Origin of the sequence: Scytonema sp. PRP1, from assembly GCF_036697665.2 — a bacterium.
GTDB lineage: Bacteria > Cyanobacteriota > Cyanobacteriia > Cyanobacteriales > Nostocaceae > Kalymmatonema > Kalymmatonema gypsitolerans.
This window is the reverse complement of record NZ_JBAHYJ020000084.1, coordinates 61,088-79,136: the sequence shown is the minus strand read 5'-3', so window position 1 is coordinate 79,136 and position 18,049 is coordinate 61,088. Positions and strand designations below refer to the sequence as shown.

Sequence of the window (18,049 nt, the reverse complement as noted above, 5' to 3'; positions counted from 1 at the left end):
GTATCTAATTTGCGTTTAGTTAATTTTACAAGTTTCATCGCAACCTAATTGCAATTTTAGTAGCAGCTATTTCTTTCCCAAAAAGTCATCAAATCAATCGCAACCCACAACCGAAAACACCATGAACACATATACTCTTAGCACTAATAATTCTCATTCCCACGCGGTCAGCGAACCCAACCAAAGCGAAACAGCTTTAGCACAATTACGTACCATCGTCGCAAATTTACTCAAATCTGACCCAGAAGACGTTGATGTTGATGCACCTTTTTTGGAAATGGGTGCTGATTCGATTGTACTCGTTGATGCGATTCGTCATATTGAAAATACTTTTGGCGTTAAGATTGGGATTCGTCAGTTATTTGAAGAATTAACAACTCTAAGTGCATTGGCAAGGCATATCGAACAAAATACGACTATACAATTGCCTGTAGTAGAAGAGATTTCGCAGCCAGAGAATGTAGTTTCGGTATCATCGCAACCCCAACTCACTTTAATGCCATATAACAACCACCTAGGGAACGCTGCTTCAGAGAACTTTCTAGAAGAAGTCATTAACTTACAGATGCAGTTAATGTCGCAGCAGTTAGAAGTTCTGCGCGGTACTGGCTTGGCTTTGGAAAATTCTTTTCCACACCAAAATGGTCACTCCAAGTCGGCTGCTCAAACAAAAGCAGTTGTCGTTAATACTCCTCAAAAAACCGTATCTGCATCATCCCCAAGCAAACCATCCTCCTCAGTTTCATTCTACCGACCAGCAGAAATTCGCGCTAGAGGGTTGACACCACAGCAGTCTAGCCACTTAGAAAACCTCATTGCACGCTACACTCAACGTACTCAAGCATCAAAAAAACTGACACAAACTTATCGACCTGTTTTAGCAGACAATCGAGCATCTGTAGGTTTCCGCTTCTCTACTAAAGAAATGCTCTATCCGCTTGTTGGTGAACGTTCTCAAGGTTCGAGAATGTGGGATCTCGATGGTAATGAGTATATAGATATTTCGATGGGATTTGGGGTGAATTTGTTTGGGCACAATCCCGAGTTTATCACCTCGGCGATCGCACAGCAACTTCAGCAAGGTATGCAAGTTGGTCCTCAAACCAGCCTCGCGGGAGAAGTCGCACAGTTAATTTCCGAACTTACAGGATTAGACCGTGCCTGCTTCTGCAATTCAGGAACCGAAGCTGTTATGACCGCTTTACGTTTGGCACGCTTGGCAACTGGACGTAACAAAGTTGTCATGTTCTCTGGTTCTTTTCACGGTAATTTTGACAGCACTTTAGGCACGGCAACGGCTGGGAATGAGAATCCTGCGGCGTTGCCGATCGCCCCAGGTATCGCGCCCAAAATGGTGGAAGATATGTTAGTGCTGGACTATGACAATCCCCAATCCTTAGAGATTATTAAAGCACATGCCCACGAACTGGCAGCTGTGTTGGTCGAACCCGTACAAAGCCGCAAACCTGATTTACAACCGAAACAGTTTCTGCACCAACTCAGACAGTTGACACGAGAAGCGGGAGTGGTTTTGATATTTGATGAAATGATTACTGGTTTTCGCATCCATCCAGGCGGGGCGCAGGCATGGTTTGGTATTGATGCAGATATCGCTACTTACGGTAAGATTGTCGGTGGTGGTATGCCAATCGGGGTTGTGGCTGGTAAAGCTAAATACATGGATGGTCTTGACGGTGGGATGTGGAACTACGGCGATGCGTCCTACCCACAAGCAGATACAACTTTCTTTGCGGGTACTTTCTGCAAACATCCTCTAGCAATGGCTGGTGCCCGTGCTGTCTTGCAAGAAATTAAGCGGCGTGGTTTGCCTTTACACCAAGAGTTAAACCAGCGCACAGCGAAAATGGCGGCGACTCTCAATGCTTACTTTGAAACCGAGAATTTACCGATTAAAATTGTTCATTTTGGCTCTTTGTTCCGCTTTGCCTTTTCGGAAAATGTTGATTTGTTGTTCTATCACCTCCTGTGTCGCGGAATTTATATTTGGGAAGGACGCAACTGTTTCTTGTCTGCTGCTCATAACGATGAAGATGTCAATAAGTTCATTCAAGCTGTAAAAGAGAGCGTGGAGGAGTTGCGAAGCGGCGGTTTTTTTCCTCAGTTGCCCTCGGTAACTTTATCGCAGGGCAAAAAAGAATTAACTGAAGTGTCTGATGCTGTCACCATCGCCCCTTTAACTGCGGCACAAAAGCAACTTTGGGTGTTGACGCAGATTGAGGAAGAAGGTTCGCTGGCTTACAATGTCTCAGTGAGTGTGGAATTGCAAGGTGCGTTTAACTTACCAGCGATGCGTCAAGCTGTGCAAAAACTTGTAGACCGTCATGAGGCATTGCGGACTACCATCAGTAGCCAAGGCGATTTTCAAAAGATATTATCATCTTTGAAAGTAGATGTTCCTTTGGTTGATTTTTCTCTTGTTGAAACAGACAAAGTCACTGAGTGGTTTAAAAATCAAAGTCAGAAAGCTTTTGACCTCAACGAAGGAGTTCTTTTTTGCGCTCATATTTTGAAACTGGCAGAACAACGACACGTACTGGTACTAAAGGCACACCATATCATTGTTGATGGTTGGTCAATGGGTGTGATGTTGCAGGAACTCGCAACGTTATATTCAGCCGAGTGTCAAGGTGTTGTTAACAAGTTGGACTTGCCAATGCAGTATCGCGAGTACGCACTGTGGCAAGATCAGCAAAGCCAAACAAGCGAAATGGCTGAACATGAATCTTACTGGTTACAAAAATATACAAGTTCTGTTCCGAACTTGAATTTACCAACAGACCACCCACGTCCACCAGTTAAAACTTATAACGGTAGCAGACAATCCTTACATCTTGATGCGAGTTTTTGCGATGAAATTAAACGCTTGAGCAGACAGAATGGTTGTACTCTGTTTATGACACTGTTGGCAGCATACACAACTTTACTTTATCGCCTCAGTGAGCAAGACGATATAGTGGTTGGTATTCCTGCAAGTGGACGTTCCATCGAAGGCACTGAAACAATGGTAGGTTATTGCAGTCACTTATTGCCTATCCGCAATCACATCTTGGGCGATGCTACTTTTAAAGAGCATCTCAAAACCCAAAGAAGTGTTTTATTAGAAGCCTACGAACACCAAGATTATCCTTTTGCAAAGTTAATCGACAAGCTCAATATCCAACGCGATGCTAGCCAATCGCTTCTGGTGACAACGACCTTTAATTTTGACCGACCTGTAGATCTACCAGCAATGCCTGGACTGCAAACCAAGCTGCTGTCTCAACCTATCAGTTTTGCTGACTACGACCTGAGCTTGAATGTCTCGGAAATTAACGACGAACTGCTGTTGGAGTGCGATTATAATACAGACTTGTTCGATGCTACCACCATTGACCGCTTGTTGGGACATTTCCAAACCTTACTAGCAGGAATTGTAAAAAATCCGGAACAAACTGTTTCACAATTACCCTTGCTGACAACTTCCCAAAAACATCAACTGCTGGTGGAGTGGAACAACACTCAGATGGACTTTCCTCAAGATAAGTGCATCCATGAGTTGTTTGCACAACAGGCAGAATTAACTCCTAATGCTGTAGCAGTAGAATTTGGCGAACAAAAGCTAACCTATCGCGAACTAAATAGCCGCGCCAACCAATTAGCGCATTACCTACAAAGTTTAGGTGTAAAACCAGAAGTCCTCGTCGGTATCTGCCTTGAACGTTCGCTCTTAATGTTGGTTGCGATGCTGGGTATTCTCAAGGCTGGTGGTGCTTACGTACCTTTAGACCCGGCTTATCCCCAAGAACGGCTGGCTCATATGCTATCTGATTCTCAAGCGTCGGTGCTGCTGACTACTGCCAAATTACAAAGTCAACTGCCTCCACATTCAGCAAAAGTAGTGCGATTAGATACAGATTGGGCAGTGATTTCGCGTAAAGAAAATACCAATCCCGTTAATATCGCCAAGCCAGAGAACTTAGCGTATGTGATTTATACTTCAGGTTCTACAGGCAAATCGAAAGGAGTACTGATTCCGCACCAAGCTTTAGTAAATCATAACTGCGCGATCGCCAAAAATTACGAACTGACCGCGAGCGATCGCATCCTACAATTTGCTAGCTTTAGCTTTGATGTTGCTGCTGAAGAAATCTTTCCTACCTGGTTGAGTGGAGCGACTTTAGTACTGCGTCCTGCCGAAATTCCTACAATTTCAGATTTTGCTCAATTTGTCAAGCAGGAAAAATTGACGGTGTTAAACCTGCCAGTACCGTACTGGCAAGAGTGGGTAGCCCAAATGCCCCAAGTGAACTGGGCAGAAAGTGTACGCTTGCTAATTGTAGGTAGCGATAGAGTGCAGTTAGAACGGTTTACTTCTTGGCAAAAGCATGTAGGAGCAAATGTCAGCTGGCGTAATGCTTATGGTCCGACCGAAGCCACCATTACCGCTACTGTTTGCAGTTCTACACTGAGTTGCGAACAAGCAAAAACCAATTCCTTACCCATTGGTCGTGCGATCGCCAACACCCAAACATATATTCTTGACCGCCACCTGCAACCAGTGCCTATTGGTGTTATCGGTGAATTGTATATCGCTGGTGCTGGATTAGCCAGAGGCTACCTCAACCGTCCGGAATTAACAGCCGAGAAATTTATCTCCAACCCCTTTAGTCACGAAGCAAAAGCGCGGATGTACAAAACTGGCGATCAGGCACGCTACTTGAGCGATGGTACGATTGAATTTATCGGTCGCATTGACCATCAAGTCAAGATTCGCGGTTTTCGTATTGAACTTGGGGAAATTGAAAGTGTACTCACCCAACATCCCAACGTACAAGAATCTGTAGTTGTTGCTCGTCCCGACCAAAACGGTAACCAACGTCTCATCGCTTATCTTGTCTCGGATCAAGCACAACCCAACAATAGCGAACTGCGTAGCTTCTTAAAAGAAAAGCTGCCAGAGTACATGATACCTTCTGCCTTTGTGGTGTTGGAGTCGCTGCCGGTGATGCCCAATGGCAAGTTAGACCGCAATGCTTTACCCGCACCAGAAGTAGCTACGAAGCATGAAGAAACAAGTGCGATGGCACGGAGTGCCCGCCTTGCGGCGATCGCACCTCGCACAAATACACAAGAGATACTAGCAGAAATTTGGGCGGAAGTTCTGGGACAAAAACAAGTAGGTATCCACGATAACTTCTTTGAATTAGGTGGAGATTCGATTCTCGCTATCCAAATGGTTGCCCGTGCTAACCAAACTGGTTTACAGTTTACCCCCAAACAACTCTTCCAACACCAAACTATTGCGGAATTAGCGAATGTAGTTGGCAATACTGCTTCTATTCAAGCCGAACAAGGTTTGGTGACTGGTTCCGTAGACCTTACACCCATCCAAGAATGGTTCTTTGACGAAAATCTGCCCGAACCGCACCACTACAACCAGTCTGTGTTGCTGGAAGTACCAAACAACCTGGAACCGAAGCTCATAGAACAAGCAGTGAAACAATTGCTACTACATCACGATGCCCTACGGCTGCGATACGTACCATCAGCATCTGGCTGGCAACAAATTAACGCTGCTCCTGATGATACAACACCTTTCTCTGTAGTAGATTTATCAACGCTGTCATTACAGCAACAACAAGCAACGATTGAGTCTACAGCCTCCGAAATGCAGGCTAGTCTAAACTTAGAAAAAGGAGCAATTGTAAAAGTAGCGCTGTTGAGTCTTGGCAGCGATAAACCAGGTCGGTTGCTGTTCGTTGTCCATCATTTAGCAGTCGATGGTGTTTCTTGGCGGATTTTGTTGGAAGATTTGTTTACAGTTTATCAACAACTTCTTCAAGGCGATGCTATTCAACTTCCACGCAAAACGACATCTTTTAAAGAGTGGGCTTCTGTGCTAAATTCCTACGCAGAATCTGAAGCAGTCTCCAAAGAAAAAGATTATTGGCTAGCACCTGAACGTAATAACATTTCTCCCCTACCCAAAGATTATCCTGTAACCAAAGAAGCTAACACCGTAGCTTCTACAAACCAAGTATCAGTGACTTTGGATGCACAACAGACTCAAGCATTGTTACAGGAAGTACCCGCAGCTTACAATACACAAATTAACGACCTGCTATTAACCGCCTTAGTACAAGCCTTTGCCCGCTGGACTGGAAATAATCGCCTATTAATTGACTTAGAAGGTCATGGACGCGAGGAATTATTTGAAAATGTGGACTTATCGCGTACCGTTGGTTGGTTTACCACTGTATTTCCCGTAGTTTTACAGCTTGCAAATGTAGAAAATCCAGGGGAAGCATTGAAGAGTATTAAAGAGCAACTACGCAGCATTCCCAATCGCGGCATCGGCTACGGACTATTGCGATACTTAAGCCAAGATAGTAAAATAGGCTCGCAGCTACAAGCGATGCCGCAAGCAGAAGTTAGTTTCAACTATCTTGGTCAGCTAGATGTCATTGGATTAGAAAATCTTGGAGTGACATTAGCCAAAGAGTCCACGGGACTAAGCCAAAGCCCCTTAGGAATTTGCAGCCATTTACTAGAAATTGATGGATTTGTAAGCGATGGTAAATTGCAATTTACTTGGAAGTATAGCGATAATATCTATCGCCGTTCGACCGTAGAACATTTAGCGATAATGTTTGTAGAGGAATTACAATCTCTGATCGCCCATTGCTTAAAATCAGATGTAGGAGGCTATACACCTTCCGACTTCCCAGAAGCAGATTTTAACCAAGAAGAATTAGATGAGTTACTCGGTGACCTTGCTCTAATTGAAGATAGCTGTTTTGATTTGTTAGGCGAAGAATTTGAGGATGATTTCGAGCAAGAGTTTGAAGATTTGTTAGGCGAAGAATTTGAGGACGATCTCGATAAGGAGTTTGAAGATTTATTCGACGAAAAATTGTTCCTCTAAGACAGCTAATAAGCTGAAACACATCTAACTTGCATAATCTCAAGTTTTGATAAAAAGCGTCAAACTCTTTTATCTCTTACTCTGTGCCCTCTGCGCCTCTGCGGTTTAAAATGCAAATTAAATGTGGAACAGCTTATAATGCTAAATCATAGTGTAGCGCAGGACGGAAAGCCTGCGCTTTTTCATAGGCAAAAACATTTGCTATACAAGCAACAATAAAAATAAAAGATTGATGTAGGAAATAGGTGCATAGAACTATTACTTGATGCCACAAGCTTTAGATTTTGCACCTCATTTTCAATTTAAGTATCTTGGATGTTTTATAGATTATTCACGTAAAAAAGAAGATTTCAAAGTAGAACGTCTAAGCGGTACAAAACCGTTCTGGTTAAATAACCGTGCGGAAGTTCGTAGTAAGGGCTAAAGCCCTCTTCCACTAATGTAAGGACTAATACTAAGTTGCAGTCATAGAGACAAGTTGTCATGCTGAGCGTAACGTTAGTGAAGCGAAGCATCTCGCGAGATTCTTCCCTATGCCTGCGGCACGCACTCGCGTTCGGTCAGAATGACATGTTTGAACGTAACTTGATATAAAGTCCTTACTACAAATAAGTTTTATTATTGGTATTTTTCAGAACATGATATGAAACCAAATTATCGGGTCAAGCCTTAAAATACAATAGTTTCAGAATATTATCTGTCTACAGTAATAAAAGAACGCCAGACATAAGTGCATAAAGCTCAAACTTCACCCCTATAGAGAAATAGGGGTAACTTAAAAGCAGCTAATTTTATGTCTGCATTCTGTATTGCCCATTTTGGTGTTGCTGAATCGTGGTATGTATGAATCTTTGTGGAGACGCGATTAATTGCGTCTCCACAAAGATTACGACCACACAAAAAATAAATTTCATACTTGGAATCAGCAACGCTCTAATTCGTAATGACTCTTGTATTACGAATTATCTTGCCGATGATATCTGCATAAATCAAGTTTTAGTACTGGAAGGATTTTATGAGCAAACAAAACAAAAACGTTGAAGCTATCTATCCTCTTTCCCCAATGCAACAGGGTATGCTTTTTCACACCCTTTACGCTCCTAATTCGGGAATGTATTTTGAACAGTTGGTCTGCACTTTGCATGGCAACCTTGATGTTAAGGCATTTCATGGAGCTTGGCAACGAGTGGTTGAACGCTACCAAATTTTGCGTACTCTGTTTATTTGGGAACAAACGAAACAACCGCTACAGGTTGTCTGTAAGTCTGCAACTCTACCTTGGTTCAACCTCGACTGGCAAGAACTTTCTTTAGTTGAACAACAACAAAGATTGGAAAAATTATTACAAGCAGAGCGGGAAAAAGGTTTTAAACTTGACCAAGCTCCGCTGATGCGCTGCACCCTAATTAAAGTGGAAGCGGATACCTATCAATTTATTTGGAGTCATCACCACCTGTTAATGGATGGCTGGTGCTTGTCTATCGTCCTCAAAGAAGTCTTAGCTTATTATGAGGCTGCTGTCCAAGGTGAGAATTTATATTTAACTCCTCCACATCCTTACAAAGATTATATTGCTTGGTTGCAACAACAAGACCTCTCCCAATCTGAGGCATTTTGGCGTCAGGCACTCCAAGGTTTTACTAACCCTACTCCTTTAATTACAGATAAAGTTGGCAGCAATAAATTCCAACAGGAGCATGTTTACAAAGAACAAAAATTGTTGTTGCCAAAAACACTGACATCTAAATTGGAATCTCTAGCAAAAGAAAACCATCTTACTCTTAATACCCTGTTACAAGGAACTTGGGGGCTATTACTTAACCGCTACAGCGGTGAATTTGATGTATTGTTTGGCACTACAGTTTCCGGTCGTCCTTCCGCTCTGACGGGGGTAGAGTCGATGGTGGGGCTATTTATCAACACTTTACCAGTACGACTGCAAGTTTCACCAGGAGCAAAACTGTTGCCCTGGTTGAAACAGCTACAAGCTCAGTTGGTGGACTTGGAGCAGTACGCTTACACTCCCTTGGTTGATATTCAAGCATGGAGTGATGTCCCTCGTGGTACACCTTTGTTTGAAAGCTTAGTCGTTTTTGAAAACTATCCGTTAGATGCATCTTTGCAAGAAGGGAGTGGTAGTGTAAAAGTTAGCGATGTACGTGGCTTTGAACGCACTAACTACCCTCTGACAGTAGTAGTAACTCCTGGTGAGCAATTGTCCTTGCAAGTTAGCTACAATGCATCTCGCTTTAATGTTGCCATCATTAAACAGATGTTGGAACATTTGGAAACAATGCTTGCAGATATGGTGGCTAAACCACAAGCTAGCCTTTTGGATTTAGAGATGATCTCTCAAAGAGAGCGACAAAAATTACTGATAGATTTTAACGATACAAAAACCGACTTCCCTGAAAACAAATGCATCCACCAATTATTTGAGTCACAAGTAGAACGTACACCAAACAACATCGCCGTTGAATTTGATCACCAGCATCTGACTTACAGAGAACTTAATACAAAGGCGAATCAACTAGCCCATCAACTACAGAAATTGGGAGTCGGACCAGAAGTACTAGTAGGGATTTGTGTAGAACGTTCCTTGGATATGGTGATTGGTATTCTTGGTATCCTCAAAGCTGGTGGTGCCTATGTGCCTTTTGACCCAACATATCCGACGGAACGGTTGGGATTCATGCTGGAAGATGCCCAGATTTCAGTCATGTTAACTCAACAACGGCTTGCTCATAACTTTGCGGAGTCTAACACCCGCGTGATTTGCCTCGATACAGATTTGTCTTTGATCGCCACTGTGAGCATGGAAAATCCACTCAGCCAAGTGACACCGGAAAATCTTGCTTATATCATCTACACCTCTGGTTCGACTGGCAAGCCGAAGGGGACAATGATTCCCCACCGGGGTGTTGTAAATTACCTTAGTTGGTGTATAAAAGCTTATGCAGTCGCAGAAGGTTACGGTGCTCCAGTGCAATCTTCGATTGGGTTCGACGCCACCATTACCAGCTTATTCTCTCCGTTATTGGTCGGGCAAAAGGTGGTATTGCTACCAGAGAAGGAAGAAATTGAGGCTCTCTCAGCACTTTTGCAGTCAGCTGATAACTATAGCCTTGTGAAAATAACTCCAGCCCACTTGCAAATGCTCAATCAGATGCTACCTGAGAAAAAAGGTGTGACCGAAACCAAAGCATTGGTGATTGGTGGCGAAGCACTGTTGGGTAAAAGCTTGACATTTTGGCGTCATCATGCGCCTAATACCCGAATCATTAATGAATATGGTCCTACCGAAACTGTGGTTGGTTGCTGCGTTTATGAAGTGTCAGAGCAAACTTGTTTATCAGGTGCAATTTTAATTGGTCGTCCGATCGCCAATACTGAGCTTTATTTGCTCGATGAGAATCAAAAGCTCGTACCTATTGGTGTGATTGGTGAATTATACATCGGTGGCGCGGGAGTGGCTAGGGGTTATCTGAATCGTCCACAGTTGACGCAACAGAGATTTATCCCCAATCCTTTTAGTGAGGAACCTGGGTCTCGGTTGTATAAAACGGGAGACTTAGCCCGCTACTTGCCGGATGGTAATCTTGAGTACCTCGGACGTATTGACCATCAAGTTAAGATTCGTGGTTTGCGCATCGAACTGGAAGAAATTGAGTCCTTACTTGGTCAGCACCCCTTAGTTAATTGTGTGACTGTTATTGCTCGTGAAGACCAGCCCGGAGACAAACGACTGGTGGGTTATATTGTGCCTCACGAGAAAGTTCCCACCACCAGCGAACTGCGCCGTTTTCTTAAAGAAAAATTGCCTGAATACATGGTGCCTTCGGCTTTTGTGATGCTAGATGCTTTGCCCATCACCCCCAACGGCAAGATAGACCGTCGCGCCTTACCTGTACCGGAAACATTTGGTGATGTTCAAGATGATTATCAGGCACCCCGCAGCCTTACAGAAGAAGTAGTGGCTACTGTTTGGCTAGAAGTCTTGGGAGCAGAAGTAGGCGTGAATGTTAACTTTTTTGAAGCCGGTGGACATTCTCTGCTAGCAACTCAAGTTATCTCGCGATTGCAAAAAGCCTTTGCTGTCAAGCTGCCTTTGCAGTACCTGTTTGAGTATCCAACGATAGCAGAACTAAGTGAGTGCATCGATAAAGTTCGCCAAGGTGGAAAAAGTTTCCAAATACCTGCTATTGAACCAGTATCGCGCACAAACAATTTGCCTTTGTCCTTTGCTCAACAAAGATTGTGGTTTTTAGACCAATTGGAAGGGGGAAGTTCCACTTATAACGTGCCTGCTGCTTTACAGTTAACGGGTTCCTTCAACCCAGTTGCTCTAGAGCAAAGCCTGAGAGCGATCGTACAACGTCACGAAGTGTTGCGTACCACTTTTTCGATGGTGAATGGTTACCCAGTACAGGTTATCTCTCCCTCTGTAACTATCACCTTGCCGATAGTGGACTTGCGATTTTTACTAGAACATGAACAATCTGTCAAGGTACAGGAATTAGTTTTAGAAGCTGCTCAACAGCCATTTGACTTGGCGAATGAACCCTTACTTCGAGCGACTTTACTACGTCTAGATGAAAAATCCCACATACTGCTGTTGGTGATGCATCATATAGTCTGCGATGGTTGGTCAATGGGGATATTTCTGCGCGAGTTGTCTGCTTTATACGCTGGTTTCGTTCAAGGTGTACCTACTTCCCTCGAAGAGTTGCCCATCCAATATGCAGACTTCGCTTACTGGCAGCATCAATGGTTACAAGGTGAGGTGATGGAAGCCCATCTTTCTTACTGGAAGCAGCAACTCGCCAATCTACCTACCCTGGAACTGCCTACCGACCGTCCGCGTCCCGCATCGCAAACATTTCGCGGTACAAGGCAAAATTTAGAACTACCCAAAGACCTGAGCGAAGAAATTAAAGCCCTTAGTCGCAGGGAAGGAACGACTCTGTTTATGACCTTGATGGCAGCATTTAATACCTTGCTACACAGCTATGTTGGTCAGGATGACATCGTTGTAGGTACAGATGTTGCCAATCGCAATCGGCTAGAGACGGAAGGAATCATTGGTTTCTTTGTTAACCAATTGGTACTACGTACTGACTTATCAGGTAATCCGACTTTTCGCGACTTACTCGCACGTGTTCGCCAGGTAACAATGGATGCTTATGACCACCAAGATATGCCGTTTGACCAACTGGTAGCAGCCCTTAATCCAGAAAGGGATTTAAGCCGTACACCACTATTTCAATCTAAGTTTGTCCTCCAAAATGCCCCTATGCCTGCGATGGAGTTAGAGGACTTAACTCTCAAGGTTTTAGAAATTGATGATGGTACAGCTAAATTTGATTTGTTGTTGACTTTGTGGGAGACAGAACAAGGACTTACAGGCAATTTCGAGTACAGCACAAACTTGTTTAATACTGACACCATCGAACGCATGCTAGCAGATTTTGAAACCATTTTGCGTGCTGTTATCGCCCAACCTAACACCAACTTACAATCCCTCAAAGAAATATTGCTAGCAAAAAATGAGCAAAAACAACTCATCAAAGACCAAAAACTTGCAGAAGCGACAAGAAATAAATTGAACAAGTTCAAGCGCAAATCTGCTTAATTTTCTAATCCCAATGGTTTGTAGTGAGTGCTTCAGTGCTGAAATGAGCGACGAATTGCTCACTACAACCCATCAGCCGAATTTGATATTAATTGACACAATTCCAATGTAAGGATGAACGAAAATGAAGAACTTAGAGTTAGAAACAAACAGCATCAAAAGATTACAAACCACAAAACGCAAAGTCGTTGAAAAATTAGTAAATTTGCAACCACTCAACTCAGCAAATTCTTTACCGTTAGTCATTTCTCCTGCTGTAGATGGTATCAGTTTAATCCCCTGGGCGCAGCAAAATCGCGATTTGATGGAAACTAATTTACTTAAATATGGTGGCGTACTTTTCCGAAATTTCCATGTAAGTACAGTTGAAGAATTCCAAAAGTTTGTAGAAGTAGCTTCCACCGGAGAACTCTTAAATTACACCTATCGCTCAACGCCACGCACAGAGGTCAGCGATAAAATTTATACTTCAACTGAATATCCTGCCGACGAAGTGATTCCGCTACATAACGAAAATGCTTACTCTCCCATTTATCCAATGAAAATAGCGTTTTTCTGCGTTAAAGCATCAGAAATTGGGGGAGAAACACCAATCGCTGATAGCCGTAAAATATTTGAACGCATCAACCCAGCCATCAAAGAACGGTTTATCGAAAAAAAAGTCATGTACGTGCGGAACTATGGCGATTTAGATTTGCCCTGGCAAGAAGTTTTTCAAACCACAAATAAATCTGAGGTAGAAACTTATTGCCGCAAGTTAGGTATTTCATTTGAATGGACAAGTAACAACACCCTCAGAACAAGCCAAGTTTGTCAAGCTGTTGCCAAACATCCCAAGACTGGGGAAATGGTGTGGTTTAACCAAGCTCATTTGTTCCACATTTCCAGCTTGAAAGCAGAAGTACGCGAATCATTGTCTGCATTGCTTAAAGAGGATGAGTTTCCTCGCAATGCCTATTACGGTGATGGTTCTCCCATCGAAACCTCTGTTTTAGATGAAATTCGTGAAGTATATCGCCAAGAAGCAGTTATTTATCCTTGGCAGGAAGGAGATGTGTTGATGCTGGACAATATGTTAGCAGCACATGGACGGATGCCATTCGTCGGCAAAAGAAAGATTGTAGTTGCCATGGCAGAACCTTGTTAATTGTCATGGTTCCTCCCAACCCCTGCTGCCTATTTGTATCAACTTTAAAGTGAAACGGTGTAAAGCGAGTAGGATGCTCTTCTCCCAAATGCTTACTACATAAGCATTTGGGAGTTTTTTTTGAAATGTTGGCAACTGACAGCATAAATTGATTTGCCTACCCCTATTAAAACATAGATGCAGGTGTGGATGTTCGTTATTACACGAGGTAAGCCACTATTTTGGTGTGATTTTATTAAACTCACATCGAATTATATTGCAGGCATTTATTAATTTGATGACGTTGTACTCTCACAAAGGAGCTTAACTTTATGCACGCTCAAATGACCAATCTTGTTCGCATTTCTCCTCAACAAAAGCATTTATGGTTGCAACAAGAAGATAATCGCCAAGCTTACTGTTCCCAAATTGCGATAAATATCGCAGGTAATCTCAATCCTGATATTCTTAAATTAGCTTTAGAAAATATCATCGATCGCCAGGAAATCCTTCGCACCGCTTTTCATTCCTTACCGGGTATGAATATTCCCTTACAGTCAATCAGCACTTCCAGCAAGTTCTCCCTTCAAGAATACGACTGGAGCGGTTTGACTTCTCAAGTACAAAAAGCAAAAATTGATACGCTTTTTCAAGATGAAAGTTTGCAAGATTTCAATTTGGAACAAGGTTCAATTTTGAACGTTGCTTTAATTAAACTGTCTTCGGACAAGCATATACTGTTTATCAGCTTACCTGCTTTATATGCAGATATGGCAACACTCAATAATTTTGTACGTGAAATCGGTCGTTCTTATACAGCTTGCTTGCACGGCGAAGAATTATCAGATGAAGTGATGCAATATGCAGACATCTGCGAATGGCTGAATGAATTATTAGAATCTGAGGACACAGAAACAGCAAGAAACTATTGGGAGCAACAAGATATTTCTTCTGTGTTAACTTTGAAACTTCCCTTTGAAAACAAAAATGTAAATCAGCCATCTGCAATACGATTTGAACCGAAATCGCTTTCCTTAGAGATTCATCCAGATACGGTAGCAAAACTTGAAATATTGCAAGAAAAGTATAACACTTCAGCCGAAACAATTTTACTAGCTTGCTGGCAAGTGCTGCTTTGGCGCTTAAGCGGACAATCTGATATTGTGATTGGTACTGCTTGCGATGGGCGCGAATATGAAGAATTAAAGGAAGTTTTGGGGCTTTTAACTAAGTATTTGCCTACTCATTCGCATCTAGAAGGAAATTTAAAATTCTCGGAACTTCTGGAAAGAGTTTCGGAATCTTCGCGCTTTGCAAAAAAATGGCAAGAGTATTTCGACTGGGAGCATATTGTCACTGCAAATGATAAATTTACTTCTCGTGCATTTTTTCCTTTCTGTTTTGATTTTACAGAACAGTCTGAGAGCTATGTAGCTGCTGATATTTCATTTTCAGCATATCAAAACTACGCGAATACAGAAAAATTCCAAATAAAGCTCTCCAGCCTTTACGGTAAAACTAATTTATCTTTGAACTTTGATTACGATTCTAACTTATTTTCTGAGGATAGTATCAAAATTATTTCCAAACAATACCAGACCTTAATAGCAAGTGTCGCTAATGGAGCAGAAGCTGCAATCATTGATTTAAATATTATCAGCGAAAGCGAACGGCAAAGGTTGCTGATTGATTTTAACAATACAAAAACCGACTACCCGCAAGACAAATGCATCCATCAACTTTTTGAAGAACAAGTAGAACGTACACCCAACAACATTGCTGTTGAATTTAATAACGAGTATCTCACTTATGCACAACTAAACGTAAAGGCAAACCAGCTAGCGCATCAACTGCAAAAGTTGGGAGTCAAACCAGAAGTCTTGGTGGGAATTTGTGCAGAACGTTCGTTAGATATGCTCATCGGTATCTTTGGAATTCTCAAAGCAGGTGGTGCATATATACCTTTTGACCCCACATATCCCCAGGAACGGCTGGGATTTATGTTAGAGGATGCTCAAATCCCGATACTGTTAACTCAACAACGACTTGTTGATAAGTTTGTTGAATATAACACCAATGTCATTTGCCTTGATAAGGATTTGGAAGCAAACGCTACTTTAAGTATCGAAAATCCTGTTAGCAATGTTACATCGGGAAATTTGGCTTATATCATCTACACCTCTGGTTCTACTGGAAAACCCAAAGGAACAATGATTCCTCACAGAGGTCTAGTTAATTACCTCAGTTGGTGTACAAATGCGTATGCCATCGCCCAAGGTTACGGTACTCCAGTGCAATCTTCGATAGGGTTCGACGCTACGATTACCAGCTTATTCTCTCCGTTATTGGTCGGACAAAGGGTGGTACTATTGCCCGAGAACGAAGAAATCGAAGCTTTGTCAGCACTTTTGCAGTCTGATAAAAACTATAGCTTGGTTAAAATTACTCCTGCTCATCTGGAAATGCTCAATCAGATGTTACCCAATTGCAAAGATGTAACCGAAACGAAAGCATTGGTTATCGGTGGCGAAGCACTATTGGGTAAAAGTTTGAAATTCTGGCGTGATAATGCCCCAAATACAAGAATAATAAACGAATATGGTCCGACCGAAACTGTTGTTGGTTGCTGCGTTTATGAGGTTTGCGAGCAAACTTCTTTATCAGGTGCAATTTTAATTGGTCGTGCGATCGCAAATACTCAACTTTATTTGCTTGATGAAAATCAAAAACTTGTACCGATTGGTGTTCCCGGCGAATTATACATCGGTGGCGCGGGAGTCGCTAGGGGTTATCTCAATCGCCCAGAATTAACACAACAGCGATTTATTCCCAACCCCTTTAGCGATGAAGTTGGTTCTCGCCTATATAAAACAGGGGATTTAGCGCGATATCTACCTGATGGTAATATTGAGTACCTCGGACGCATTGACCATCAAGTTAAAATTCGAGGCTTCCGCATTGAATTAGAAGAAATTGAGTCCGAACTTGCTCAACATCCCTTGGTAAATTCTGTCACCGTTATTGCCAGGGAAGACCAACCTGGAGACAAACGTTTGGTAGGTTATATTGTTCCCCAAGAGCAAGCCCCAACAAGTAGCCAACTGCGCCAATTTTTACAGGAAAAGTTGCCCGAATACATGATACCCTCTGCCTTTGTGATGCTCGAGGTAATACCTCTAACCGCTCATGGTAAGGTAGACCGTCAAGCCCTACCGCAACCCGATACATCTCGTGTTGATGAGCTAAAAGCAGAATTCTTGGCACCACGCGATGATTTGGAACTGAAATTAGCGAATATCTGGGAAAATCTTCTAAACGTCCATCCTGTGGGAGTAAAGGATAGCTTTTTTGAACTGGGCGGTCACTCGCTTTTGGCTGTGCGCTTGATGGCTCATATTAACCAAGAGTTTGGTAAAAGCTTGGCTTTAGCAACACTTTTCCAAAATGCCACAATCGAAAAATTGGCTAATATTCTTCGCCAAGAATCAGAAGTATCATCTTGGTCTGCTTTGGTAGAAATTCAAAAAGGTAATTCCAAGTATCCTTTCTTCTGTTTACCCGGAGGTGGCGGTAATGTCCTTTATTTACATAATTTGGCGCGTTATCTAGGTCCAAACCAAACATTTTACGGCTTGCAAGCACCAGGTTTAAATGGAGAATCCGAACCATTAACCCAAGTTGAGGACATGGCGGCTTACTACATCCAAGCGATACAAACCATTCAGCCCTCAGGACCGTATTTTCTCGGGGGTCACTCGTTTGGGGGTATTGTTGCCTATGAAATGGCTCAACAGTTGGTCAAATCAGGACATGAGGTTGCTCTGGTTGCCATTTTAGACGCTCCAGCCCCGGTTGCAAGTGACAAACCCGTATATGTTGATGTCGATGATGCAACTCGAGTGACCGAAACTGCTCGCCTCATCGAACGTTGGGTAGGCAAAAACTTAGATATATCTTATGAGATTCTCCAGCCGCTAGAACTTGACGAACAATTGGAATATCTCAAAGAGCGATTAATCGCCGTTGATTTACTACCCGCTGGTACTGATACAAAGCAAGTACGCGGTTTGGTGCAGGTTTTCGAGGCTAACATGCAAGCTAGTATTAACTATCTATCGCACCAAGTCTACCCAAATCAAATTACCTTGTTGCGAGCTAGCGAGATTAGTACTGAGGATGCTGCACTTTTGACTGAGTTACGCCAAGATCCAGCATGGGGATGGGGTCAGTTTTCCGCTCAAAATGTCGATATTCACCTTGTCCCAGGCGACCATATTACGATGATGGCTCAACCCCACATCCAAGCTGTCGCAGAACAGTTAAGAATCTGCATTGAGCAAGCAAATGTAGGTTAATGAGGAGTATT

General features: G+C 42.7%; 5 protein-coding genes. All 5 read left to right on the top strand.

Annotated features, from left to right (window positions below; translation table 11 throughout):
• Positions 1-121 precede the first annotated feature (121 nt).
• The 5 genes from V5G28_RS19610 to V5G28_RS19590 all read left to right on the top strand — a co-directional run bounded on the left by V5G28_RS19610 (position 122) and on the right by V5G28_RS19590 (position 18,038).
• Positions 122-6,925: an amino acid adenylation domain-containing protein gene (locus tag V5G28_RS19610; RefSeq protein WP_332987857.1), complete on the top strand. Its 6,804-nt coding sequence runs from the start codon at positions 122-124 to the stop codon at positions 6,923-6,925.
• Positions 6,926-7,190: 265 nt separating this feature from the next.
• A complete protein-coding gene (locus tag V5G28_RS19605) occupies positions 7,191-7,349 on the top strand; it encodes a hypothetical protein (protein WP_332987856.1) in 159 nt (52 codons plus the stop codon).
• Between the two features lie 591 nt (positions 7,350-7,940).
• Positions 7,941-12,557, top strand: coding sequence for an amino acid adenylation domain-containing protein (locus V5G28_RS19600; RefSeq protein ID WP_332987855.1), 4,617 nt, complete (start codon positions 7,941-7,943; stop codon positions 12,555-12,557).
• A gap of 124 nt (positions 12,558-12,681) precedes the next feature.
• Positions 12,682-13,704 carry a TauD/TfdA family dioxygenase gene (locus tag V5G28_RS19595; RefSeq protein ID WP_332987854.1) on the top strand — a complete coding sequence of 341 codons (1,023 nt, stop codon included), beginning with the start codon at positions 12,682-12,684 and terminating at the stop codon, positions 13,702-13,704.
• A gap of 311 nt (positions 13,705-14,015) precedes the next feature.
• Positions 14,016-18,038, top strand: coding sequence for a non-ribosomal peptide synthetase (locus V5G28_RS19590; RefSeq protein ID WP_332987853.1), 4,023 nt, complete (start codon positions 14,016-14,018; stop codon positions 18,036-18,038).
• The last annotated feature ends 11 nt before the right edge of the window (positions 18,039-18,049 follow it).

What these genes read in the sequence shown, in the direction of transcription:
- V5G28_RS19610 (WP_332987857.1), top strand. Translation starts at nt 122, where the DNA reads ATGAACACATATACTCTTAGCACTAATAATTCTCATTCCCACGCGGTC.
- V5G28_RS19605 (WP_332987856.1), top strand. Translation starts at nt 7,191, where the DNA reads ATGCCACAAGCTTTAGATTTTGCACCTCATTTTCAATTTAAGTATCTT.
- V5G28_RS19600 (WP_332987855.1), top strand. Translation starts at nt 7,941, where the DNA reads ATGAGCAAACAAAACAAAAACGTTGAAGCTATCTATCCTCTTTCCCCA.
- V5G28_RS19595 (WP_332987854.1), top strand. Translation starts at nt 12,682, where the DNA reads ATGAAGAACTTAGAGTTAGAAACAAACAGCATCAAAAGATTACAAACC.
- V5G28_RS19590 (WP_332987853.1), top strand. Translation starts at nt 14,016, where the DNA reads ATGCACGCTCAAATGACCAATCTTGTTCGCATTTCTCCTCAACAAAAG.